Genomic DNA, 23,820 nt, shown 5'->3' with positions numbered 1-23,820 from the left:
CTCTGCAATTCTCTTAAGGTCATTTGAACAGCAGAAGCGGACACTCTTGTTGCTACCGCTCGTCGAGAACCCATTCAGCCGAAAGGAGGCAAATGCGGAGAAGATTTTTACCCCCTCCGCTGCACTCGAATGCCCCAAATCTTTGCAGAATACAGTGGGAGCTTTGCTTTGAAGTCACCCAAAATAAATCCCGCAATGCCAACTGAACTAGACATCTTTGCGCGCCGCCTTCGGGAAGCACGCCGTGAAACCGGGCTTACTCAGGCCCGTTTGGCAGAGTTAGCTGGTTTGGATCGGACATACATTTCTCACCTGGAACGAGGGGTTGCTAATCCCAGCCTCGCTAAAATGGTGCAATTGGCCCGCATCGTGGGCAAATCAGTTGCAGACCTTTTACGAGGATAACTCCTCATCCTGATGCACTGTCTGCAGCCTTATCACATAGATTTGCATTTCGATTTCAGCGCGCGCTTATCAAGAGAGGCAGCAATAAGATTCACACTCGAAACTCTTGGTCTTTCATTAGTAAAAAATACCATGATACGGCGTCCGGGTTGGACACTGCGCAATTTGATTTCGTCACCCTCCTGGATGGTACGAAGCCGCTTGCCTCTTCAGACCGATGATGGGCCGGTGCTAGCGTAGAAATGATTTTAGGCCGGGCAGCGAGGCCACCCGGCCTATCCATCACTTGGTCGTGTAGCCGCCGTTGACGAGGATGGTTTGACCAGTCATCCACCAGCCGTCGGAGACGAGTATCCGTATCCAGGGCACGATGTCCTGAATGTCGGTGAGACCGGTCTCGGTGAAGGCCGAAAGTGCTGCCGCTGTCTTGTGATAGGCTTGGGCATCCGCGCCTTCTGCCGGATAAAAGAAGGGCGTGTCCATCGGGCCAGGCCCGATTGCCGTCACCGAGATGCCGCGCTCACCAAATTCCTTGGACGCCGCGCGCGTGAAATGCTCGACTGGCGCCTTGGTGCCAGCATAGGCCGCATAGAAGGGTGTATAAGCGCCGAGCAACGACGTGACGAGCGTACAAACCTTGCCATTGTCGTTCACATGCCGGCCCGCTTCTTTGAGAAAGAAAAAAGCCGTCTTCGAGTTGACGGCGGTCATCTCGTCATATTCAGCTTCACTGATCTCCGTGAAGGGCTTCTTTAGAACCTTGCCTACCGTGTTGATCGCGATGTCAGGCCGACCAATCGCGGCAATTGTATCAGCGAACAGTTTTTCCATCGCCCCAGCCGTGGTCAAATCGGCCTGGAAAGCGACCGCCTCCGCGCCGGAGGCCTTCACTGCGGCGACGGTCTCCATCGCCTCAACCGCCGAGCCGGCACTGTTGTAATGGATTGCGACTGCTCCCGCGCCCTGAGCCGCAAGATCGCGCGCGATCAGCCCACCGAGATTCTTGCCGCCACCCGCGATCAGAACCGTCTTTCCCTTAATCGAATGATCCACCAATGCATTTACTCCTGCGCCATCGGTCATCGGTGAGTCCTGAACGGCCTCTTATCGGACAATATCAGAGCGTGCATGCACCCGCTTTCCATATCAGGCGAGGTGTTCTAATCTGGAGCAACTTGCCAACCGGTTCGGACAACTCGGCTAACGATCGGATATGTTGCGCGGGCGCTACTTCCAAGATAGCTATCCTCGACCCGCTATATTTCATACGGCGAGCCCGTAACTTCAAAGACACCAAGCCACAGACGCAACGGATCTACAGGGGCGAACTGGAGCGGTTTCGAGCGACATATGGGAACCATACGGTTGCAGGCATGAATGCGAAGCACGTCGCCAATCTGATGACGAAGATGCAGGCGACGCCCTCAGCAGCCAACAACCTGAAAAAGCGCCTCGGCCAACTGTTCGATTTCGCCATCCTCATGGGAATGCGCAACGATAATCCTGCCCGTGTGGTGCGCGGGGTGAAGTCGCGCACTGGTGGTTATCAGACATGGCAAGAGGAGCATATTGCGGCGTTCCAGGCACGTTGGCCTATCGGCACACAGGAGCGGCTTGCTTTCGATCTGGCGCTTTATACCGGCCAGCGCAAAAGCGATGTCTGCCGGATGGGCTCTCAGCACGTCGAGAAGGGGCGCATCCAAATCACGCAGGTGAAAACCAGCAAGGAGCTTCGCATTCCGATCCATCCTGATTTGGCAAAAAGCATCGCAGCCACTCCAAGTGGGCACCTCGCCATCGTCACCAGAATGGGCGTGCCTCGGACGCGCAATGGCTTTGGCAATTGGTTTGGCGACGCGTGCCGAGCATCGGGATTGCATTGCTATTCAATGCACGGACTGCGAAAGGCATGCGTCCGGCGCTTGGCGGAATTGGGTCTATCAAATCAGTTGATCAAATCGATTACCGGGCATTCCAGTGACGCCGAAGTGGCGCGATATACGCGCGATGCGGAGCAGGTGCGACTGGCCGATACAACCATGGATTTGGCTACCCAATACAAAACTGATTTGGCCAACCACCAACAAGATACTGAATAACAAAGCCTAATTTTGAAGGTGGTGCGCCCGACAGGATTCGAACCTGTGGCCCCCAGATTAGGAATCTGATGCTCTATCCTGCTGAGCTACGGGCGCCCGCCACGGCATTTAGGCAGTTGCGGCGGCGCTGGCAATCAGTTGATTTCTTCGGGCGGAGCGACAGGGAAAAGCAGGGGGGCGACGGGAATGCCTTCCTCGTGCAGTTCTTTCGCCTGTTCGGGCGTGGTCTGGCCGTGGATCACTTTCGCGTCCCGCTCTCCGTAATGCATCGCACGGGATTCATCGGCAAACTTGTCCCCGACCCATTCCGACTGCTTGAGCGCTTCGGCCTGCATCGCGGCCATCTTGTGCAACGCTTCGACCATCTGCGGCGGCATGGCGCCACCGGCGACAGGGCCGCCCTTCCCGCCCTTGTCGGCGCGCTGGTTGCCTTTCATGGGCACCGCCGGGGCCATCGGAGCCTTGATCACATCGCCCGCCCCGCATTGCGGGCAGCACAATAGCCCCCGCTCCTGTTGCGAGGCAAAGTCGCCCGACGAGGCGAACCAGCCTTCAAACCGGTGACCTTCCGGACATTGCAGGTCGAAAACGATCATGCTTGCACTCTAGCAGATAACCCTACGGAATCAGTTGGGGATTTTTCGCCGATTGGCAAGGGCCGGCAATTGCGCGCGGATTTCCGCCGTCCGCTCTGCCGCGATCTCGGCAAATCCCACGCCTGGCGCATCCCCGCCCATGTCGAGCACCACATCCCCCCACGGATCGACCACGAGGCTGTGCCCATAGGTCCTGCGGCCATCTTCATGCACGCCGACTTGCGTCGCGGCGATGATCCACGCGCTTTCCTCCACGGCCCGCGCGCGCAGCAGCAGGTGCCAATGCGCCGCCCCCGTGGGCGCAGTGAAAGCCGCGGGCACGGCAATGGCATCGCACGCCCGGTCGCCCAAGGCCCCGAACAGCGCGGGAAAACGCACATCGTAGCAAATCGCAAGACCGAGCCGCCCCAGCGGCGTCTGCGCCGTGACCACACTCTCCCCCGGAGCGTAAGCGGCCGATTCCCGCCAGCTTTCGCCGGTTGCCAATTGCACGTCGAACATATGGATCTTGTCGTAGCGGGCTGCGATGCCCCCGTCCGGCGCCAGTAGGAACGAACGGTTGGCCCACCGGCCATCCTCACGCGCGATGGCAAGCGATCCCAAAGCGACCCACAGGCCGAGATCGGCCGCGGCCATTCGTGCCGCAGCCAGAACCGGATTGTCCGCTTCGGCCACGATATGCGGTGCGGCGCGCTGCCGATCGCGGTCGAGCAGGCCGCACATTTCCGGAGTGAACAGCATCGCCGCCCCGCCTGCTTTCGCCTGACGCGCGGCATCCCCGATCGCGGCCGCATTCGCAGCCGGATCGATGCCCGCCGTCATCTGGTACAGGGCGATGCGGGTGCTGGCCATGGCCGGTGTCAGAGACCCAGGAGCGGATCGAGCTTGCCCGCGCGGTCCAGCGCGACGAGATCGTCGCACCCGCCGATGGCGGCATTGTCGATGAAAATCTGCGGCACCGTGCGCGCATGGGGCACGCGTTCGAGCATTTCCGCCTTTTTCGGCCCGCCCATCGTCACATCGTATTCTTCGTAGGCCACGCCTTTCGCATCGAAGAGCGCTTTGGCCCGGGTGCAGTAGCCACAGCCGAACTTGGTGTAGATTTCGATCAGCGGAGTGCTCATGAACGGTCCTTTGTTGCGGAAATCGCACGAATTTCCGAAGGTCTTGAAATCAGGCGCGGCTACCATATCTACGGTCCTGTGTCATGCGCCGGATGGGCATGGCGCTCACCCGGGGAGCCGGTTTTTCCGGTCCCCATCCTATCAAATTGCTCTTGTGAGGATTTGCACGATGAACCGTTTCGATTTTACCCCCTATCGCCGCAGCACCGTCGGTTTCGATCGCCTGTTCGATCTGCTCGAAAACCAGGCGCGGCAGAACAGCGGCGACAATTATCCCCCCTTCAATATCGAGCGCCGGGGCGAAGATGCCTATCGCATCACGCTGGCCGTGGCCGGGTTCAAACCCGAGGAACTCGATATTACCGCACAGCAGAACCTTTTGATCATCAAGGGCCAGAAGCAGGAAGACGCCAACAAGGGCGAATTCCTGCATATCGGCATCGCCAACCGCGGCTTTGAACGCCGCTTCGAACTCGCCGATTTCGTGCGGGTGGATGCGGCCGATCTTGCCGATGGCCTGCTCGTGATCGATCTTGTGCGCGAAATCCCCGAAGCGATGAAGCCCAAGAAGATCCTCGTCGGTGGCCAGAAGACTCTCGAAGTCGTCAAGAGCGATGATGACGCGGCCAACGCGGCCTGAGCCGCGCAGCCACAGTCTCTCGCTCCGATAAGAAAAGGGCGGGCCTTCACAGGTCCGCCCTCTTTTTCGATCCTGGGTCCGCGCTGTGTAGCGGCTGAGCCTAGACCAGACGCGACTGGTGCACCGCCGCCGCCACGAACCGGGCGAACAGTGGATGCGGCGCGAACGGCTTGCTCTTGAGTTCCGGGTGGAACTGCACGCCCACGAACCACGGATGGTCCGGCCGCTCGACGATTTCGGGCAGCAGTCCATCGGGCGACATGCCGGAGAAGACGAGCCCGCCCTGCTCCAGCCGTTCGCGGTAGGCCACGTTCACTTCGTAGCGGTGGCGGTGGCGTTCGGAAATCTCGGTCGTGCCATAGATCGCCGCCACATGGCTGTTGCCCGCCAGTTTGGCATCGTAGGCGCCAAGCCGCATGGTCCCACCCAGATCGCTGTCCGCGCCGCGCTTCTGCAGCCCTTCGTCACTCATCCATTCGGTGATGATACCGACCACCGGCTCGCTCGTTTCACCGAATTCGGTGGAAGATGCTTCCGCGATCCCGGCGGTGTTCCGTGCGCCTTCGATACAGGCCATCTGCATTCCAAGGCAGATGCCGAAGAACGGCACGTTGCGTTCACGGGCGAAGCGGACAGCGGCGATCTTGCCTTCCGAGCCCCGCTCCCCGAAGCCACCAGGCACGAGAATGCCGTGCATCGGTTCGAGCTGCGAAGCGATCGCCGCGTCATCCTGCTCGAAGATTTCCGCATCGATCCACTGGATGTTGACTTTCACCCGGTTGGCCATGCCGCCATGGACCAGCGCTTCGTTCAGCGACTTGTAGGCATCCTGCAAGCCGACATATTTGCCGACGACACCGATCGTCACTTCGCCTTCGGGGTTCTGGTGCCGATCGACGATATCATCCCACCGGGCCAGGTCCGGCAGCGACGCGGCCAGGCCGAAATGGCGCAGAACTTCGCTGTCCAGCCCTTCGGCATGATACTGCAACGGCACGGCATAGATGCTCGACGCGTCGAGCGCGGGAATGACCGCTTCCTTGCGGACATTGCAGAACTGCGCGATTTTCGCCCGTTCGCTGTCGGGCAGCGGCTTTTCGCAGCGGCACAGCAGAATATCGGGCTGAATGCCGAGGCCGGTGAGTTCGCGCACGGAGTGCTGCGTCGGCTTGGTCTTCAACTCGCCCGCCGCCGCGATGTAGGGCACCAGCGTCACATGGACGAAACAGGTCTGATCGCGATCCAGCTCATTATGGAGCTGGCGCAGCGCTTCGATGAACGGCAGCCCTTCGATATCGCCCACCGTCCCGCCGATTTCGCACAGCACGAAATCGAGATCTTCGGTTTCCGCCTGGGCGAAATCCTTGATCGCATCGGTGACGTGGGGGATCACCTGCACGGTGGCGCCGAGATAGTCGCCCCGGCGTTCCTTGGCGATGATATCGCGGTAGATGCGGCCCGAAGTGATATTGTCCGCCTGGCGGGCTGAAACGCCAGTGAAGCGTTCGTAGTGCCCCAGATCGAGATCGGTTTCCGCGCCGTCGTCCGTCACATAGACCTCACCATGCTGGTAAGGGCTCATCGTGCCCGGATCGACATTGAGATAGGGGTCGAATTTCCTGATCCGGACGCGGAAACCGCGCGCCTGGAGGAGAGCCGCGAGGCTCGCCGCCATGAGACCTTTGCCGAGCGAGGAAACCACGCCGCCGGTGATAAATATGTACCGCGCCATGGGAGTCGGGCCTTAGTCGCAAGCCGTGATTCGTGGCAAGCACGAAACGGCGAATTCCCACAGACCAGAGGCAATCTCCGGCCTGCTTTACCAAAAATGTGAAAAATGCCGCCGATGAGACGGCATGTGCCGCAATTTTACTGCGCGGCGCCGGACAGCGGATCGGTGTCGGCGGGCGCGGCCGGAGCCTGCTGCTGTGCAGCCGGTGCCGGTGCGGCGCCGCTGGCCCCGGTGCCGAGCGGATCGTTCGACGTGACCGGCGGCGGCGTCGAGCGGTCCAGCGTCGTATCGATTTCGCGGCCGGAACTGGAACTCACCGCCAGCGCGGCGAGAATGATGCTCAACACCACGAACAGCGTTGCGAGAATCGCCGTGGCGCGGGTCAGGAAATCGGCTGCCCCACGCGCCGACATCAGGCCCGAAGGGCTGCCGCCAACGCCAAGCCCGCCCCCTTCGGAGCGCTGCATCAGGATCACACCGACCAGAGCGGCGGCAACAATCGCCTGAACGACGGTGATAAACAGGAAAAGGGACATCAACGAAACCTTACGCAACACAGCGGGGGCTGTGGCGCCATCTAGGCGCGCAAGCCCCGCTAAGCAAGAGGCGCCGTCCGAAAGGCGCCGAAAGCCCTATATATACTTCAGTCGACGTTTTCACCCGACGCGGCGCGGATGATGCCGTAGAAGCTTTCCGCCGTCAGGCTCGCCCCGCCGACCAGCGCGCCGCCGACTTCGGGCACACCCAGGATATCGGCCGCGTTTTCCGCTTTCACCGAACCGCCGTAAAGGATGCGGATGTCATCGCCTTCGGCCCCATAGATGGCCTGCAGGCGGGCGCGGATGGCGCGGTGCATCGCTTCGATATCCGCATTCGAGGGAACCCGGCCCGTGCCGATGGCCCAGACGGGTTCATAAGCGACGGACAGTTTTTCGACCATCCCCGCCCCTTGCGGCGCGGAGGCTTCAAGCTGGCCGCACACCACTTCCTCGGCGCGCCCGGCATCGCGTTCGGCTTCGCTTTCGCCAACGCAGAGAATCACGCCGAGGCCGGCCTTACGGGCCGATTCCGCCTTGGCGCGGACGAGTTCGTTGCTTTCGCCATGGTTGGACCGGCGTTCGCTGTGGCCGACGATCACGAAGCTCGCGCCCGCATCGGCCAGCATCGCGGCGGAAATGTCGCCCGTGTGGGCGCCGCCATCGACCGGGTGGCAATCCTGCGCGCCGATTCCGATCTGCTCCGCTTCCTTGCGCGCGGCATGGATGAGCGTGAACGGCGGCGCAATCGCCACTTCCACCTTGGGATGGCGTTGACCTGCGCGGTCAATGGCACGTGCTTCTGCGAGCATGGCGCGCGTGCCATGCATCTTCCAGTTGCCTACGACATAGGGGCGCTGCTGCGACATTCTATCACCAGATATTGCGACGACCGGGTATCCGCGGATACGGACATCCGGGAGAGGCCCGCTACCCCCACCGGTTCGACTTGTCAAAATGGTTGTCCACACATTGCCGGTGCAACCGGGCCGCACCCGCCTCACAATGCTTCCCCGGCCTGTGCAACGCGTCAGGCAATGGTTGCGGCTCCCGGCTGCGGGCGATAAAGCGCAGCCCATCGACAGTTCCCGGCGCGCGCGCCAAGCATCAGGGCGGTAGCCCCAGAAATAGCGAAACGGCCATTCCGAATGATCCAGTTTATCCGCAAATTTCTTGATTCGAAAATCGGGGTGGTTGCCGCGCTGATTTTTCTCGGCCTGATCGCGGTGGCCTTCACCGGCGGCGACGTTTCGCAGAGCGGCATGTTCGGCGGTGTCGCGGGCGGAGACCGGGCGGCGACCGTCGGCAAGGACAAGATTTCCACCTCCGCTCTTACCCAGGCCGCCAATCGCGCGGTGGATCAGGCACGGCAGGAACAGCCGACAATCACCATGCCCGTCTTTCTGGCGGAAAACGGTCTTGAGCGGGTGCTCGACGATCTGATCGACCGTTCGGCCATTGCCGGTTTCGCCCGGATGCTCGGCCTGCGCGCGGGGGATCGCCTGATCGATAGCGAAATCGCGGGAATGCCGGTATTCCGCGGGCCCGATGGCAAATTCGACCAGCAGATCTATGCGCAGGTTCTCAAGCAGCAGGGCCTTAGCGACCAGATGGTGCGCGCCGATCTTGCCCAGGGGCTTCTCGCCCAGCAGGTCATGACTCCGGTTTCCCAAGGCGCGATTATGCCGGGCGATCTCGTGTTGCGTTACGCCGCGCTGCTCAAGGAAAGCCGCACCGGCGCCATTGCGGTCATTCCCAGCGATGCCTATGCCCCCAGCGCCGATCCGACCGAAGCCCAGCTTTCGGCCTTCTATAACGCGCGCAAGAACGCATATGTCCGGCCGGAACGCCGCGTGATCCGTTATGCGGTCTTCGGCGCGGAAGCGCTCGGCCCCGAGCGCGCGCCGACGGAGGCGGAAATCGCCGCCCGCTTCAAGCGGGATGCGGCCAACTACGCCGCCAAGGAAAAGCGCCGCCTGACCCAGCTTGTCGTGCCGACCGAAGCCGCCGCCAAAGCGATTGCCGCGGAAACCGCGAAAGGCATCTCGCTCGCCGCCGCCGCTTCGGCCAAGGGGCTGGCCACCACCACGATCGGCCCGATCGACCGCAACGCTCTTTCGGCGCAATCCTCGCGTCAGGTGGCCGATGCCGCGTTCCAGGCCGCCAAGGGCGCCATCACCGCCCCCGCGCGCAGCGGGCTGGGTTGGCACCTGATCCGGGTCGACGCCATCGAAGGCACGCCCGCCCGGACTCTCGAACAGGTGCGCGGGGAAATCACCGCCGCGCTCGCCGCCGAACTGCACCGCACGGCGGTGACCGATCTCGCCGCGCGCCTGCAGGACGAATTCGACAACGGCGCCAGCCTTGCCGACGCGGCCAAGACAGTGAAAGCGCAAGTCGTGGAAACTCAACCGCTGACGGCCGACGGGCGCGTTTACGGCAAACCGGCGGAAACCGCGCCGGCGGTGCTGGCCCGTGCGCTGTCGACCGCGTTTTCCATGGAAGAAGGCGAACCGCAGCTTGCCGAAATCGAACCGGGCAAGACTTTCATCATCTACGACGTGAAAATGACCACCCCGGCCGCCGCCGCGCCGATGAACGAGATCAAGCCCGATCTCATCGCCGCGTGGAAGCGCGAGCAGGGCCTGGCGCAGGCCAAGGCCGCCGCCGACCGGGTGATGGCCGCGATCCGCAAGGGCACGCCGCTGGCCACCGCGCTCGCCGCCGAGAAGAAGCCCTTCCCGACGCCGGACAAGGTCGCGATGAATCGCCAGCAACTCGCCCAGCTCGGCGAACGCGTGCCTGCGCCGCTGGTGCTGCTGTTCAGCATGGCCGAAGGCACCACCAAGCGCCTCGAAGCACCGCAGCAGCGGGGCTGGTTCATCGTCCAGCTCGATACGATCAAGCCCGGCGAAGTGGCCAAGGGCGATCCGTTGCTGGCCGATGCCTCGCGCGAACTGAGCGCGTTGAGCGGCCGCGAATATCAGGCCCAGTTCCTCCGCGCCGTCCGCAACACGGTGGGCGTGAAGCGCAACGAAGCCGCGATCAAGGCCGTTCACAAGCAGTTGAGCGGCGACAATTGAGCCGTTCGATGACATCCGCCATGCCTGAAAATGCCGCCGCCGCCCGCCTTGCTCTCACCGCCGGGCACTCCACGCTCGTCTGGCGGCGGCTGGTCGCCGACACGGAAACCCCCGTCGGCGCGGCACTGAAGCTGATCGAGCCCGGCCGGGGCGATTTCCTGCTGGAATCGGTCGAAGGCGGCGAAACGCGCGGGCGCTACAGCCTGCTGGGGCTGGCGCCCGATCTGGTGTTCCGGGCGACAGGCGCGCAGTGCGCGATCAACCGCGAATGGAAAACCGACCGCGCGGCTTTCGCCCCGCTCGCCGGGGACAGCCTCGGCGAATTGCGCACGCTGGCCGAAGCCTGCCGCATTGCCGATATGCCCGCCGAACTGCCGCCCGCGCTGGCCTGTCTGGTTGGCTACTTCGGCTATGAAACCATCGGTCTGGTGGAGAAGCTGCCGCGCGCGCCGCAGAGCCCGCTCGATCTGCCCGATATGCTGTTCGTCCGCCCGACGCTGCTTCTCGTGTTCGATGGCCTGGGCAGCGAACTGTTCTGCATCGCCCCGATCTGGGCGGAAGGCGGCAACACCGTTGATCCCGACAGTGCGATCGCCGATGCGGGCGAACGGATCGATGCCGCGCTGAGCCAGTTGGGCCGCCCCGTTCCGGCGCGCAGCCGGGCGCAGGACCTGCCCGAAATCGCCCTGACCCCGGTGCTCGCGCCCGGCCAGTATGGCGAGATGGTGCGGCAGGCGAAGGACTACATCGAAGCGGGCGATATCTTCCAGGTAGTGCTCGCCCAGCGCTTCACCTGCCCCTTCCCCCTGCCGCCGAGCGAACTCTATCGCGCGTTGCGGCGGATCAACCCCTCGCCGTTCCTCTATTTCCTCGATCTGCCGGGCTTTGCGGTCATCGGCTCCAGCCCGGAAATCCTCGTCCGGGTGCGCGATGGCGAAGTGACCATCCGCCCCATCGCCGGGACCCGCCCGCGCGGCCACACGGTGGAGGAAGACCGCGCCAACGAAGCCAGCCTGCTGGCCGATCCGAAAGAACGCGCCGAACATCTCATGCTGCTCGATCTCGGGCGCAACGATGTCGGCCGGGTGGCGGCGCGCGGCACGGTGCAGGTCACCGACAGCTACACCATCGAACGCTACAGCCATGTCATGCATATCGTCAGCAACGTGGTCGGCCAGCTTGCGCCCGATCACGATGCGCTGGACGCGCTGTTTGCCGGCTTCCCCGCCGGGACCGTCTCGGGCGCGCCGAAAATCCGCGCGTGCGAGATCATCGCCGGTCTCGAACCCGAAACGCGCGGCGCCTATGCGGGCGGCGTGGGCTATTTCGCGCCCGATGGCTCGGTGGATAGCTGCATCGTGCTGCGCACCGCGATCCTCAAGGATGGGGTGATGCATGTGCAGGCCGGCGCGGGCATCGTCGCCGACAGCGATCCCGCCTACGAACAGCGGGAATGCGAGCACAAGGCCGGCGCTCTCGCGGCCGCCGCCCGCGAAGCCGCCCGTATCGCGCAAGACGCGGATTTCGGGCAATGAGGTATGCAGCGGCCCTCACGGCCCTGCTTTCCTTCACGGCCTGCTCCCCCGAACCCGCGGCGCCCGGCGAAGCGAACGCCGGCAAGCCCAAAGCGGCCAAAAGCAGCGGCAAGGACAAGGCCAGGGCCGGCAAAGCGGTCGCCTGCCGGGTGGAACGCTTCGAAAAGGCCCGTCTGACCGTCTGCATCGCCGATCCCGCTCACCATCGCATCGCCATGGCGCTGGGGCCGAAAGGCGCGCCCGAAGGCGCCCGCCCCTATCGCCATCTCGCTCTTCTCGCCGCCAGCAGGCCGCCCGATGCGCCGCCGGTGGCCTTCGCCATGAACGGCGGCATGTTCGACGAAGATGGCCAGCCCATCGGCTATTACGTGGAAGACGGCGCGCGCCTGCAAAAACTGAACCGCAGCGAAGGGCCCGGCAATTTCCACATGCTGCCCAACGGGGTGTTTTACGGCACCGGGCAGGTATGGGCTGTCAGCACGACCGACGATTTCGCCGATCGTGTGACCGAACGCCCCGATTTCGCCACCCAGTCCGGCCCGATGCTGGTGATCGACGGCCGCCTGCATCCCGAGATCGCCGCCGACGGCGTATCCACCAACATCCGCAACGGGGTCGGCGTGGGCAAGGACGGGCGCGCCTATTTCGTCATTTCCGAAGCACCGCTCTCCTTCGGGAAATTCGCCCGCTACTTCCGCGACGTGCTGAAAGTGCCCAATGCCCTCTATCTCGATGGCAAAGTCTCCTCCCTCTGGGACCCGGCGCACGGCAGGCTCGACAACATGGCGCCACTCGGCCCCTTGATCGTCGTGGAACAATCGGGGAAAGGCACTCCATGATCCTCGTTATCGACAATTACGACAGTTTCACCTGGAATCTCGTCCATTACCTGATGGAATTGGGGGCCACGGTCGAAGTGGTGCGCAACGATGCGCTCACCGCCGCGCAGGCGCTGGAAACGGGCGCCAGCGGCTATCTCATTTCCCCCGGCCCCTGCACGCCGAACGAGGCGGGCATCAGCCTCGATCTCGTGGGCGCCTGCGCGGACGCGGGCAAGCCGCTGCTGGGCGTGTGCCTCGGCCATCAGGCAATCGGCCAGTATTTCGGCGGCACCGTGCAACGCGGCGGGCTGATGCACGGCAAGACCAGCCCGGTCACGCATGACGGGACCGGGGTGTTCGCCGGGCTGCCCTCCCCTTTCACGGCGACGCGCTACCACTCGCTGATCGTGACCGACATTCCCGATGCGCTGGCGGTGAACGCCACGGCGGACGATACGCATGTCATGGGCTTCCGCCACCGCGATCTGCCGATCCATGGGGTGCAGTTCCATCCCGAAAGCATCGCCACAGAGCATGGGCATGACCTGCTGGCCAATTTCATGGCGATCTGCGGCAGCGCTGCGGCGGCCCGCGTATGATGCGCCTGCCCGATCTTCACGCCCCGCTGGACGATGCGGAAGCCGAAACGGTCTTCGGCGCGATTCTGGACGGCGATCTGCCGGATGACCAGATCATCGCGTTCCTCGTCGCGCTGTCGGAACGCGGCGAAACCGCCAGCGAAATCACCGGCGCGGCCCGCGCCATGCGCGCCCGGATGATCCCGATCGAAGCCCCGGCCAACGCCATCGACGTGTGCGGCACCGGCGGCGACGGGCATCACACGCTCAATGTCTCCACCGCCGTGGCGATCGTCGTGGCCGCCTGCGGCGTGCCCGTGGCCAAGCACGGCAACCGCGCGGCATCGTCCAAGGCGGGCGCGGCCGATACGCTGGAAGCGCTCGGGCTCGATCTGGATCGCGCGGCGGAAACGGCCGAAGCGACGCTCAACGATATCGGCATCTGCTTCCTGTTCGCCGCGAAGCACCACCCGGCGATGGGCCGGATCATGCCGATCCGCAAAGCCATCGGGCGGCGCACGATTTTCAATCTCATGGGGCCGCTGGCCAATCCCGCGCGTGTCAGCCGCCAGCTCGTCGGCATTGCCCGCCCGGCCTATGTGCCGATCTACGCCGAAGCGCTGCTCCGGCTGGGCACGGCCCATTCTCTGGTGGTTTCGGGCGACGAAGGGCTCGACGAACTGAGCCTCGCGGGCGGCAACGAACTGGCCGAAATCAAGGACGGCCAGATCGCCATGCACCGGATCATGGCCGCCGATGCCGGGCTTCCGGCGAGCCCTGTCTCCGCCATCCATGGCCAGGAACCCGCATTCAACGCGGCCGCGCTGCGCCGCCTGCTGCAAGGCGAACCGGGCCCCTATCGCGATGCTGTGCTGTTCAATGCCGCGGGCGGCCTGGTCATCGCGGGCGCGGCGGCGGACTGGCGCGCAGGGGTCGAAGAAGCGGCCGAAGCGATTGACAAGGGGCTGGCCAACGCGCTGCTCGATTGCTGGATCGCCGCCTGCCAGTAAGTTCCCACTTCATCATGGCGGATATTTGCACATCCGCCATCTTGCCCTAAGCCGGAAACATGACCGACAAACTCACCGAAATCTGCGCCACCAAGCGCGAGGAAGTGGCCGGGCGAAAGACGCTCGCCACTCTGGCCGATCTCGATGCCCTCGCCCGCGAACAGACCGCCCCGCGCGGCTTTCGCAAGGCGCTGGAAGCCAAGGCAGCCCATGGCTTCGGCCTGATTGCGGAAATCAAGAAAGCAAGCCCCTCCAAGGGATTGATTCGCCCTGATTTTCGCCCCGGCGAACACGCTCTTGCCTATCAACAGGGCGGCGCGGCTTGCCTCTCGGTGCTGACCGATGCCCCCTATTTTCAGGGCCATGAAGACTATCTGATGGATGCGCGCGCCGCCTGCGCCCTGCCCGTGCTGCGCAAGGATTTCATGGTTGATCCGTGGCAGGTGGCCGAAGCCCGCGCGATCGGCGCCGATGCGATCCTGATTATCGTCGCCGCGCTGGAAGATGGGGCGATGGCCGAGATCGAGGCGGCAGCCATCGAACGCGGCATGGATGTGCTGGTCGAAGTGCACAACGAAGCGGAAATGGAACGTGCGGCGCGGCTGCAATCGCGGCTGATCGGGGTCAACAATCGCGACCTGCGCCATTTCGTCACCGATCTGGCCACGACCGAACGCCTCGCCGCTCTCGCGCCGGAGGGGACTCTGCTGGTCAGCGAAAGCGGGATCAACACGCATGACGACCTGCTGCGGATGGAACGTTCCGGCGTGCGCTGCTTCCTCGTCGGCGAAAGCCTGATGCGGCAGGCCGATGTCGCGGCGGCCACGAGTGCGCTTCTAAAGGGTTAGAGAATTCGCGGGCAATGCCCTGCATAAAAAGACAAATTTGGGGAGGAAACCAATGAAGGCATACGAATTTACCAGCGCTTCGGCACTGGAAGGCGTCTATGGCGCGGCCATCGGCATCCAGCTTGCGGACCGCGATCCGGGCCAGCCCGGCCCCGGCCAGGTGCGGGTGGCGGTGAAGGCCAATTCGCTCAATTTCGTCGATCTCATCACGCTTCATGGGGCCTATCCGGTGGATGGGATTATCCCTCTGCTCGATGGCGCGGGTGTGGTGGAAGCGGTGGGCGAAGGCGTCCAGCGGTTTCGGGCCGGGGACCGGGTCGTGGCCAATCCGCATGCCAACTGGATCGCCGGGCCGCCGGCGCCGGACAGTTCGGGCATGGTCCTCGGGATCATGGCCAACGGCATGCTCGCCGAAACGGTGATTCTGCCCGAAAGCGTACTCGTCGCCCTGCCCGCCAGCCTCAGCTTCGAACAGGGCGCCAGCCTGCCTTGCGCAGGGCTCAGCGCGTGGAGCAGTCTCTCCGGCGGGCCGAGCGGGTATAACGTCACGCCCGGCAGCACTGTCCTCACACAGGGCACCGGGGGTGTTTCGCTGTTCGCCGTGCAGTTCGCCAAAGCCATGGGCTGCCGGGTGATCGCAACCACGTCTTCCGCAGAAAAAATGGATCGGCTCAAAGCATTGGGGGCCGATCATGTCATCAATTATAATGAACGGGCGGACTGGGGCGTGGCCGCGCTCGAAGCCACCGGCGGTATCGGCGCCGATCTGGTCGTCGAAGTGGGCGGGCCCAACACCATGCCGCAATCGATCATCGCCGCCAAAGTCGGCGGGCGGATTGCGATGGTGGGCATTGTCGGCGGGCTCGGCTCGATCGACTTCCTCCACATGCTGCCGATCAACCACAAAGTGCTGACGCTTTACGCCAACGGCATGGGTAGCCGCCGCGATCTGGAAAACATGCTCCGCTTCGTCGATGTCAACGGCATTCAGCCGGTGATCGATTCCACGTTCGCGTTCGACCGGGCGGCCGACGCCTACCGCCATTTCGGCAGCCGCGCGCATATCGGCAAAGTGGTCATCTCGCATCAGGCCTGATCGCCACATTCCGCAGAGAGGCTATCCGGCAGGAAGGCGCACGGCATTGCCTGTGCCTTCCTGTCCGGCCCGGCGGAAACGGCGGTTTTGCGCCCCTGTGAACTGTGTCACCCCTGTCACCCCCTTGGGCCCGGCCACCGGGGTAGGATGAACACGCCTGCGCCTTTTGCTCGAAAATGGCGGAAACGCTTGACGCAGGGCAAAAGGTTGCTTAATTGTTCCTCATTCGTTCACTGGGTGTCCCCCTCGTGAATCTGGACCAAGCAGCCGGGGCACTCCGGCCAGCAAGGGAGCATTTGAGCATGCTTACGGCAAAACAGCATGAGCTTATCCGGTTCATTCAGGCAAAGTTGGAAGAAACCGGCATTTCTCCCTCGTTCGAGGAAATGAAGGAAGCGCTTGACCTGAAATCCAAGTCGGGCGTGCACCGACTGATTTCCGCGCTGGAAGAACGCGGCTTCATTCGCCGCCTGCCCAACCGCGCCCGGGCGCTGGAAGTGCTCAAGCAGCCTGAGGATGTGACCGGAACCGCGGTGCGCGGTGCACCCGCCGATACTGCGGTCGCCCGCGCGATTAAGCCGCCGGTCGCACCGCCGCTCGCCGCCAATGTCAACGATGTGATCGAACTGCCGCTTCATGGCCGGATTGCCGCCGGCGCCCCGATCGAAGCGCTGGAAACGCATGCAACTTTGCCCGTCCCCGCCGCGCTGCTCGGCGCGGGGGAACATTATGCTCTCGAAGTCTCCGGCGATTCCATGATCGAAGCGGGTATTTTCGATGGCGATTTCGCTTTGGTGAAGCGTACGGATAGCGCGCGTGACGGGGAAATCGTCGTGGCTCTGGTCCGCAACGAAGAAGCCACTCTGAAATATCTCCACCGCGATGGCGGCAAGATCCGTCTCGCCCCCGCCAACGCGGCGTACGAGCCACAAATCTACGAACCGCACGAAGTGATCGTGCAAGGCAAACTCGCCGGGCTGCTGCGCCGCTATCACTGAGCCGGAGAGCGAGAGCTTCGCAATGGAGCATTGACGTTGGGAAAGCGATTTTTTTCCGTGCTTAAGAGGTGATCTCTCAGGCAGAAAAGCAAAACTTTTCCTTCCCGTCCCTTTTCCGTTGTTCTCATATTGGCGACAAAGCGGTGGCAGCTTTACCCGGCTGAGTGATGCGCGGAATTTCGCTTATATTGAGAAATAAGTTCCACCACTATCATCCTCTTATAGAAGAATTTTATTCAAATAGCGTGAGGACAACCTTGCCCCGGCCGTGTCCTTTCCACCAACCATGCCGCCCCTGATTCTGGGCCACGGCGGTAACGCTGCGATGGGTGAGATTGATCGCCAGACCTCCGCTCTGTTGCAGCATGCGGCGATCTGCCTTGATCCAGCGCGGTGTGCAATTGCGCGGCAGGCGGCGGTCGGCGATCACGATATCGGCCCGGGCACAAGCCTGGGTCAGCGCGCCCGCCTCGACCAGAGCCCGGCTGCGTGTGGCGAGCAGATGATAGGCCTTGCCCGCCCGCACCACGGTGGCGGTGCAGAAATCCCGGCTGCATCGCGCACCGGGCCACGCGCCGAACAGCACGGGTTCCGCCGTCAGGCCCGACAGTTCGGCCAGATTGTCCCGCGTGTAATCGCTGCGGCTGGCGCGCAGCAGAACCAGGCGCTCCCCCTCGCCCACGATCGCCACATGGCGGCCGTCGCCTGTCACCAGAATGTCCGTGCCGGGCGCGCGCAGCGCCAGCCCGGCCGCCAATATTACGGGCAGCAAGCCGAGCAGGCGCACACGGCCACGCCACAGGGCAAGCCACAGCCCGCCCGCCAGGAACAAGGCGAACACACCGTGCCCCATGGTGGGCAGATGCGTCACCGCGCCGGGCTGGCTCGCGGTGACATGGGCAATGGACAGCAGAAGTTCGAGTGACTTGCCCACCATCCACCATACCGGCGCGCCGATGCCCGCCAGATCGCACAGCAACGCCAGCGCGATCAGTGGCATGGTGATGAACGTCGTGAGCGGAATCCCGACCATATTGGCCAGCGCACCGTAGACACCCGCCCGATGGAAGTGAAACAGCACGATCGGCATCAGCGCCAGTTCGATAACGAAACCCGTCACCAGCAGCATGACGGTCCGCCGCGCCATCCACGCGATCCAGCCTTCTTCACGCGGGGCGAGAAAGGCCCGTATCGGGGCAGCGGTATGCAAGGCGATGATCGCGATCACAGCGGCAAAGCTCATCTGGAAGCTGGGCCCGATCAGCGATTCCGGCCACAACAACAGAACGAACATCACCGCCACCGCAACCATGCGCAGCGACAGCGGCTCGCGCCCGAGCGCCAGAGCCAGCAGCACCAGCACCGCCCCGGCGCAACTGCGCACCGTCGGCACTTCCGCCCCGGTCAACAACGTGTACCCGATCCCCGCGATCGCCCCGACACCTGCGGCCACCAGCGGCAGGCGCACCCGCAGGGCCAGCCATGGCCATCCCGCCAACACCCACAGGGCGAGGACATAGGCCGCGCCGATCACCGCGCTGACATGCAGCCCGCTGATCGACAGCAGATGCGTCAGCCCGGAATCGCGCATCGCCTGTTCATCGCTTTCGGCGATGGCTCCGCGATCCCCGCTGGCCAGCGCCGCCGCGATGGTGCCCGGCGATCCATCGATCCGGGCGCGGATATGCCGGGCCAGACCGCGCTGCAACCGGGGCAATCCCACACTTTCCTCACCCGCCTCCAGAACCGTCACCGGGCCGACCGCGTTGCCTGTGGCCGCATAGCCCTTGAACCATGCAGCACGGGCGAAATCATAGGCACCGGGCAGCATGGGCGGCGCGGGCGGCATCAGGCGGGCTTTCAGCCGGATCACCGCCCCTTCGGCAATCGCGGGGTCGTCCGCACGGTCCGGCAGATTGACGCGCACCTGGATCGCCCGCCCGCTCTCCGGCTCACGCGTCGCCAGAACGAGGCGTACGCGCTCTTCCGCCGGGCGCTCCTCACGCGTCAGGACGCGAGCATCCAGGGTTGCGGTGAACGGGCGGGCAACGGGCTCTGCACCGACCAGTGCCGAGCGCACCCAGATCACTCCGATTCCGCTTGCGAGCACCACTGCCAGCGCGACCACCGCCATAGTGCAATGGATTCGCCGCTCGTTCCCTTTCCAGGCCCAGCCCGCCGCCAACGCGGCCACCGCGCAGAGGAGAATGGCGATCACCCACTCCTGAGGCCCCGGCAAAACGAACCACAGCGCGATTCCCGCAGCAAACCCGACAGCCAGCCATGGTCCGCGATCGAGCCCCGCCGAAGCGAGAAATGATTCGAGAGCGCCGCCAATGCTGGACAACCGGATGCTTTTTCGCCAAGGGCGCTGCACCGCAACATTGTTCCCGGCGTCATCGCCTGCAAGCGGCACGAAGGGAACCTGACCGGTCATTGAACGATAGGAAAGGAAACGGGGTCTCATGGCAAGCGCAAGCGACAAACCCGTCGTCACCCGCTTCGCCCCTTCTCCTACGGGTTTTCTCCACATTGGTGGCGCCCGCACCGCCTTGTTCAACTGGCTCTATGCCCGCCACCATGGCGGCAAGGCGCTGCTCCGGATCGAAGATACCGACCGTGCCCGTTCGACTCAGGCGGCCATCGACGCGATCATTTCCGGGCTCGACTGGCTGGGACTCGATTGGGACGGTGAAACCGTGTTCCAGTCGGCCCGCGAAGCGCGCCATGCCGAAGTGGCGCAAAAGCTGCTGGATGCAGGCCACGCCTATCGCTGCTACGCCACGCCCGAAGAACTGGAAGAGATGCGCGCGGCCCAGCGCGCCGCCAAGCAGCCGCTGCGTTACGACGGCCGCTGGCGCGACCGCGACCCTTCGGAAGCGCCCGCTGGCGCGCCGTTCGTCGTCCGGCTGAAAACGCCGCAGGAAGGTGAAACCGTGATCGAGGATGCGGTTCAGGGTCGGGTGACGGTGAAGAACTCCGAGATCGACGACTATATCCTGCTGCGTTCGGACGGCACGCCGACCTATATGCTGGCGGTGGTGGTCGACGATCACGATATGGGCGTGACGCACATCATCCGCGGCGACGATCACCTCAACAACGCTTTCCGCCAGTTGCCGATCATCCGCGCGATGAACGCGATCGAAGGCGGCTGGGATGATCCGGTCTATGCCCATATTCCGCTGATTCACGGCGCGGACGGTGCAAAGCTGTCCAAGCGGCACGGCGCGCTGGGGGTGGAAGCCTACCGCGATGAAATGGGCATTCTGCCCGAAGCCCTGTTCAACTATCTGTTGCGCCTCGGCTGGGGCTATGGCGACAAGGAAGTGGTCTCCCGCGCCGAAGCAGTCGAATTGTTCGATCTCGGCGGTGTCGGCAAGAGCCCGGCGCGCTTCGACATCAAGAAACTGCAGAATCTCAACGGCCTTTATATCCGGGAAGCGGACGATGCCCATCTGGCAGAGCTCGCCGCGCCACGCATCGGGCCCGAAGCGGACATCGCTCTGCTCGAACAGGCCATGCCCGCGCTCAAGCTCCGGGCGAAGGATCTGAACGAACTGGCCGATGGCGCTGCGTTCCTGTTCAAACGCCGCCCGCTGGCCATGACCGAAAAGGCCGCATCCTTGCTGGACGCGGATGCCCGCGCGCTCCTCGCCCGGATTTCCGCCCGGCTTCAGACCGGAATTGACTGGACAAGCGACGCCCTCGAAGCCAATCTCAAGGCAATGGCGGAAGAGCTTGGGCTGGGCCTGGGCAAACTCGCGCAACCGCTTCGTGCGGCTCTTACGGGGCAAACTACCTCACCAGGCATTTTCGATGTGCTGGTGCTGCTTGGGAAAGAGGAAAGCCTGGCGCGCATTGACGCACAGACCACCTCAGGCAGCGCCGGGTGAGCTATTGAATTGGAGGAAGTGAATTGGCTGACAAGCAAGCAACCCTGACAGTCGACGGCAAGAGCTTTGACTTCCCGGTGCTCGAAGGTACCGAGGGCCCGGATGTGATCGACATTCGCAAGCTCTATGGCCAGTCCCACATGTTCACCTATGATCCGGGCTTCACGTCAACCGGTTCATGCGAAAGCGCGCTGACCTATATCGACGGCGAAGAAGGCGTGCTGTTGCACCGCGGCTATCCCATCGGTCAGTTGGCGGAACACTCCAGCTTCATGGAAACCGCCTATCTCCTGCTCAATGGCGAACTGCCGAGCAAAGATGAACTGGCGACTTTCGAAAACACCATCACCCGCCACACGATGGTGCACGAACAGCTTTCGACGTTCTATCGCGGCTTCCGCCGCGATGCGCACCCGATGGCGGTGATGTGCGGTGTCGTCGGCGCCCTGTCGGCGTTCTACCACGACAGCACCGACATCGCGGACCCTGAGCATCGCAAGATCAGCTCGCACCGCCTGATCGCCAAGATGCCGACGATCGCGGCCATGGCGTACAAGTATTCGGTCGGTCAGCCGTTCGTCTATCCCGATAACAAGCTGAGCTACACCGGCAATTTCCTGCGCATGACCTTCGGCGTCCCGGCGGAAGAATACGAAGTGATCCCCGAGGTCGAACGCGCGATGGATCGCATTTTCATCCTTCACGCCGATCACGAACAGAACGCCTCGACGTCGACCGTCCGCCTCGCTGGCTCTTCGGGTGCCAATCCGTTCGCCTGCATCGCCGCCGGCATCGCCTGCCTGTGGGGCCCGGCGCATGGCGGCGCGAACGAAGCAGCGCTCAACATGCTGCATGAAATCGGCACGCCGGATCGCATTCCGGAATTCATCGCTCGCGCCAAGGACAAGAACGATCCGTTCCGCCTGATGGGCTTCGGCCACCGCGTGTACAAGAACTACGATCCGCGCGCCACGGTGATGCAGAAGACCGTCCGCGAAGTGTTCGAAGCGCTGAAAGTCAACGATCCGGTCTTCGAAACCGCGCTGCGCCTCGAAGAAATCGCGCTGAGCGACGACTACTTCGCCGAAAAGAAGCTGTTCCCGAACGTGGACTTCTACTCGGGGATCATCCTCTCGGCGATCGGTTTCCCGACCACCATGTTCACCGTGCTGTTCGCTCTTGCCCGCACTGTCGGCTGGGTTGCGCAGTGGAACGAAATGATTTCGGACCCCGGCCAGAAGATCGGCCGTCCGCGCCAGCTCTACACCGGCCCGACGCAGCGCGACTACGTGCCGCTCGACAAGCGCTGAGCCGGTCCTGCGGGCATCGTTGCCCGCCTGACGGAAAGACGAAAGCCCCCGCCGATACGCGGGGGCTTTTTCGTTTCATCCGGGTAGACGCCGGAAACGCAGGGGACTTGTCCCCGGTCTAAGGCCGCGTGACCGCCACCTGGTTGGCCGGAATATCCAGAATGAAGCGCGCACCCTCGCCCGGTGCGCTTTCCACGGTCAGATCGCCGTTCATCGCCCGCGCCAGACGGCGGGAAATGTAGAGGCCAAGCCCCGTTCCCCCATCCCCGGTGCGGCCGAGGCGTTCGAACTTCTCGAAAACCTTCTTTTGCTGCTCTTCCGTCAGACCCGGTCCCTGATCGGCAACGATCACGCGGGCGATGCCTTCCTCCCGGGCCAGACGCAGCCAGATCGTCGACCCTTCAGGCGTGTACCGGATCGCATTGCCGACCAGATTGAGCAGCACCTGCAAAACCCGCCGGAATTCACCGATAGCGGGCAGATGCGCCCCATCCTGCGGCGCTTCGATAGCGATCCCTTTTTCCTGCGCCCGAACGGAGAGAATCCCCGCCGCGCGCCGGGCGACATCGGCCAGATCGATACGATCGGGCGCGGTCGAGAAGTTTTCCGCTTCGACGATTTCCAGATCGGCCAGATCCTCCACTAAGGCGAGGAGATGCTTGCCGGCAGCGGAAATATCGGTGGCATATCGGCCGTATTCATCCGCCAGTGGCCCGGCGAGACGAGTGCGGATCGTTTCCGCATTGGCGACGATGCGGGCAATCGGTTGGCGCAAGACGGGCGCGATGTCGCGCCCCACCATTGTTGCCTTCGACCGGTCAGGCCGCTGCAAAATGGCGGATTGCGTCCTGATCAGCGGTTGATCGGCCACGAAATACAGTTCGAATCCCGCGCTACCAGGCTCGGGAACGCCCAAAGGCACGAACCCTGCTTTCCAGCGCCGGTCGGACCCATCGATAACCAGCGTGGCCCCGTCGAGCAGGCGCCAGTGCAAGGGTTGGCGCTGGGTGCTTCCGACGATGGTCACGAAATCGGTCCACGGCTGCCCGGCGCCTTGCGCCATGCGCGCCGCGAGATCGGCAAGATCCAGAGCCTGCGCCTCAACCGCCAGAATATTCTGCGCCGGATCGAGCCGGGCATGCAATTCGGCCAGTTGCCGGTCTATCGCGGCCTTGCGTTCGGCATATTCGACCAGATTTTCGAGCTTCATCGGCTGGGATTTCCAGCTTGTGGCGACAATGTCGCACCCGCTGGCTTCCCCTTGCCTCGGCGTGACTTCCACCCATGCATCAATCTGATTTTCACCGTCTTGCGCCTGGATTGCCTGCGACGATTTCAGGCGGAACAGGCGGCATTTGCGCACGAGTTCGAGCAAGGCAGGCACCGCGATCACGCCGGGCAGTTCGCCCCCGCAACGCCTCTGCAATCCCGCCAGCGGCTCGTCGGCCTCGATCAGGCGATCCTGCGAATCGCTGGAGGCACGGGCCAGAAAAGTGCCGACATCGATCATCGA

Annotated in this window: 22 protein-coding genes and 1 tRNA gene; 13 read left to right on the top strand and 10 right to left on the bottom strand. The window is 63.5% G+C overall.

From position 1 onward, the window contains the following. The first annotated feature begins 129 nt into the window (after positions 1 to 129). Positions 130 to 405 carry a helix-turn-helix domain-containing protein gene (locus tag K5X80_RS09905; protein ID WP_349306066.1) on the top strand — a complete coding sequence of 92 codons (276 nt, stop codon included), beginning with the start codon at positions 130 to 132 and terminating at the stop codon, positions 403 to 405. Positions 406 to 687: 282 nt separating this feature from the next. On the opposite strand, the gene K5X80_RS09900 is transcribed toward K5X80_RS09905, so the two are convergent. Beyond that, positions 688 to 1,488: an SDR family oxidoreductase gene (locus K5X80_RS09900; RefSeq protein WP_283249153.1), complete on the bottom strand. Its 801-nt coding sequence runs from the start codon at positions 1,486 to 1,488 to the stop codon at positions 688 to 690. Positions 1,489 to 1,805: 317 nt separating this feature from the next. On the opposite strand from K5X80_RS09900, the gene K5X80_RS09895 reads away from it, so the two are divergent. Then, positions 1,806 to 2,504, top strand: a complete 699-nt coding sequence (locus K5X80_RS09895) for a tyrosine-type recombinase/integrase (protein ID WP_222557583.1) — start codon at positions 1,806 to 1,808, stop codon at positions 2,502 to 2,504. A gap of 19 nt (positions 2,505 to 2,523) precedes the next feature. On the opposite strand, the gene K5X80_RS09890 is transcribed toward K5X80_RS09895, so the two are convergent. The 4 genes from K5X80_RS09890 to grxC form a co-directional block, all read right to left on the bottom strand. After that, a tRNA-Arg gene (locus K5X80_RS09890) sits at positions 2,524 to 2,600 on the bottom strand. Between the two features lie 38 nt (positions 2,601 to 2,638). Further along, positions 2,639 to 3,100, bottom strand: coding sequence for a DUF1178 family protein (locus K5X80_RS09885; RefSeq protein ID WP_222557582.1), 462 nt, complete (start codon positions 3,098 to 3,100; stop codon positions 2,639 to 2,641). Between the two features lie 30 nt (positions 3,101 to 3,130). Beyond that, positions 3,131 to 3,952 (bottom strand): carbon-nitrogen hydrolase family protein, encoded by an 822-nt coding sequence (locus tag K5X80_RS09880; protein WP_222557581.1) that lies wholly within the window; start codon positions 3,950 to 3,952, stop codon positions 3,131 to 3,133. Between the two features lie 8 nt (positions 3,953 to 3,960). Further along, the gene (gene grxC / locus K5X80_RS09875) at positions 3,961 to 4,224 is read right to left on the bottom strand and encodes a glutaredoxin 3 (RefSeq protein ID WP_222557580.1); all 264 of its coding nucleotides are present in this window, start codon (positions 4,222 to 4,224) and stop codon (positions 3,961 to 3,963) included. 169 nt (positions 4,225 to 4,393) lie between these two features. Between grxC and K5X80_RS09870 the strand changes: the two genes are divergently transcribed. After that, complete coding sequence (locus K5X80_RS09870) at positions 4,394 to 4,864, top strand: Hsp20 family protein (RefSeq protein WP_222557579.1); 471 nt, start codon at positions 4,394 to 4,396, stop codon at positions 4,862 to 4,864. A gap of 100 nt (positions 4,865 to 4,964) precedes the next feature. Here K5X80_RS09870 and pyrG read toward each other — a convergent pair whose 3' ends face one another. The 3 genes from pyrG to tpiA form a co-directional block, all read right to left on the bottom strand. Next, positions 4,965 to 6,596 (bottom strand): CTP synthase, encoded by a 1,632-nt coding sequence (pyrG, locus tag K5X80_RS09865; protein WP_222557578.1) that lies wholly within the window; start codon positions 6,594 to 6,596, stop codon positions 4,965 to 4,967. A 137-nt stretch (positions 6,597 to 6,733) separates the two neighbouring features. Further along, positions 6,734 to 7,132, bottom strand: a complete 399-nt coding sequence (gene secG, locus K5X80_RS09860) for a preprotein translocase subunit SecG (protein ID WP_222557577.1) — start codon at positions 7,130 to 7,132, stop codon at positions 6,734 to 6,736. A 107-nt stretch (positions 7,133 to 7,239) separates the two neighbouring features. Next, a complete protein-coding gene (tpiA, locus tag K5X80_RS09855) occupies positions 7,240 to 8,001 on the bottom strand; it encodes a triose-phosphate isomerase (protein WP_222557576.1) in 762 nt (253 codons plus the stop codon). Positions 8,002 to 8,280: 279 nt separating this feature from the next. Here tpiA and K5X80_RS09850 point away from each other — a divergent pair, with 279 nt between their 5' ends. The 8 genes from K5X80_RS09850 (at position 8,281) to lexA (ending at position 17,101) form a co-directional block, all read left to right on the top strand. Then, positions 8,281 to 10,215 carry a peptidylprolyl isomerase gene (locus K5X80_RS09850; protein WP_222557575.1) on the top strand — a complete coding sequence of 645 codons (1,935 nt, stop codon included), beginning with the start codon at positions 8,281 to 8,283 and terminating at the stop codon, positions 10,213 to 10,215. 8 nt (positions 10,216 to 10,223) lie between these two features. Further along, positions 10,224 to 11,750: an anthranilate synthase component I family protein gene (locus K5X80_RS09845; protein WP_261390486.1), complete on the top strand. Its 1,527-nt coding sequence runs from the start codon at positions 10,224 to 10,226 to the stop codon at positions 11,748 to 11,750. Continuing rightward, on the top strand, positions 11,747 to 12,589 hold the full coding sequence (locus K5X80_RS09840; protein WP_222557574.1) for a phosphodiester glycosidase family protein: 843 nt from the start codon (positions 11,747 to 11,749) through the stop codon (positions 12,587 to 12,589). The genes K5X80_RS09845 and K5X80_RS09840 overlap by 4 nt, the downstream gene beginning before the upstream one ends. Further along, on the top strand, positions 12,586 to 13,170 hold the full coding sequence (locus K5X80_RS09835) for an anthranilate synthase component II (protein WP_222557573.1): 585 nt from the start codon (positions 12,586 to 12,588) through the stop codon (positions 13,168 to 13,170). The genes K5X80_RS09840 and K5X80_RS09835 overlap by 4 nt, the downstream gene beginning before the upstream one ends. Then, positions 13,167 to 14,159: an anthranilate phosphoribosyltransferase gene (trpD, locus tag K5X80_RS09830; RefSeq protein WP_222557572.1), complete on the top strand. Its 993-nt coding sequence runs from the start codon at positions 13,167 to 13,169 to the stop codon at positions 14,157 to 14,159. Before K5X80_RS09835 ends, trpD begins: the two co-directional genes overlap by 4 nt. A 59-nt stretch (positions 14,160 to 14,218) precedes the next feature. Next, positions 14,219 to 15,007, top strand: a complete 789-nt coding sequence (gene trpC, locus K5X80_RS09825; RefSeq protein WP_222557571.1) for an indole-3-glycerol phosphate synthase TrpC — start codon at positions 14,219 to 14,221, stop codon at positions 15,005 to 15,007. A gap of 52 nt (positions 15,008 to 15,059) precedes the next feature. Next, positions 15,060 to 16,103 carry a zinc-dependent alcohol dehydrogenase family protein gene (locus K5X80_RS09820; protein WP_222557570.1) on the top strand — a complete coding sequence of 348 codons (1,044 nt, stop codon included), beginning with the start codon at positions 15,060 to 15,062 and terminating at the stop codon, positions 16,101 to 16,103. 302 nt (positions 16,104 to 16,405) lie between these two features. Further along, positions 16,406 to 17,101, top strand: coding sequence for a transcriptional repressor LexA (gene lexA / locus K5X80_RS09815; protein ID WP_222557569.1), 696 nt, complete (start codon positions 16,406 to 16,408; stop codon positions 17,099 to 17,101). A 232-nt stretch (positions 17,102 to 17,333) separates the two neighbouring features. On the opposite strand, the gene K5X80_RS09810 is transcribed toward lexA, so the two are convergent. Continuing rightward, entirely contained in the window at positions 17,334 to 19,538 is a 2,205-nt protein-coding gene (locus tag K5X80_RS09810) for a ComEC/Rec2 family competence protein (protein WP_222557568.1), read from the bottom strand. Positions 19,539 to 19,566: 28 nt separating this feature from the next. Here K5X80_RS09810 and gltX point away from each other — a divergent pair, with 28 nt between their 5' ends. Then, positions 19,567 to 20,997, top strand: coding sequence for a glutamate--tRNA ligase (gene gltX / locus K5X80_RS09805; protein ID WP_222557567.1), 1,431 nt, complete (start codon positions 19,567 to 19,569; stop codon positions 20,995 to 20,997). 23 nt (positions 20,998 to 21,020) lie between these two features. Beyond that, positions 21,021 to 22,307: a citrate synthase gene (locus tag K5X80_RS09800; RefSeq protein ID WP_222557566.1), complete on the top strand. Its 1,287-nt coding sequence runs from the start codon at positions 21,021 to 21,023 to the stop codon at positions 22,305 to 22,307. Positions 22,308 to 22,425: 118 nt separating this feature from the next. Here the strand turns inward: K5X80_RS09800 and K5X80_RS09795 are convergent, their stop codons facing one another. Continuing rightward, positions 22,426 to 23,817 (bottom strand): sensor histidine kinase, encoded by a 1,392-nt coding sequence (locus tag K5X80_RS09795; protein ID WP_222557565.1) that lies wholly within the window; start codon positions 23,815 to 23,817, stop codon positions 22,426 to 22,428. Positions 23,818 to 23,820 lie beyond the last annotated feature (3 nt).

Source organism: Caenibius sp. WL (assembly GCF_019803445.1).
Classification (GTDB): domain Bacteria; phylum Pseudomonadota; class Alphaproteobacteria; order Sphingomonadales; family Sphingomonadaceae; genus Caenibius.
The sequence above is the reverse complement of the archived record's forward strand: the minus strand, read 5'-3'. Positions and strand labels throughout refer to the sequence as shown.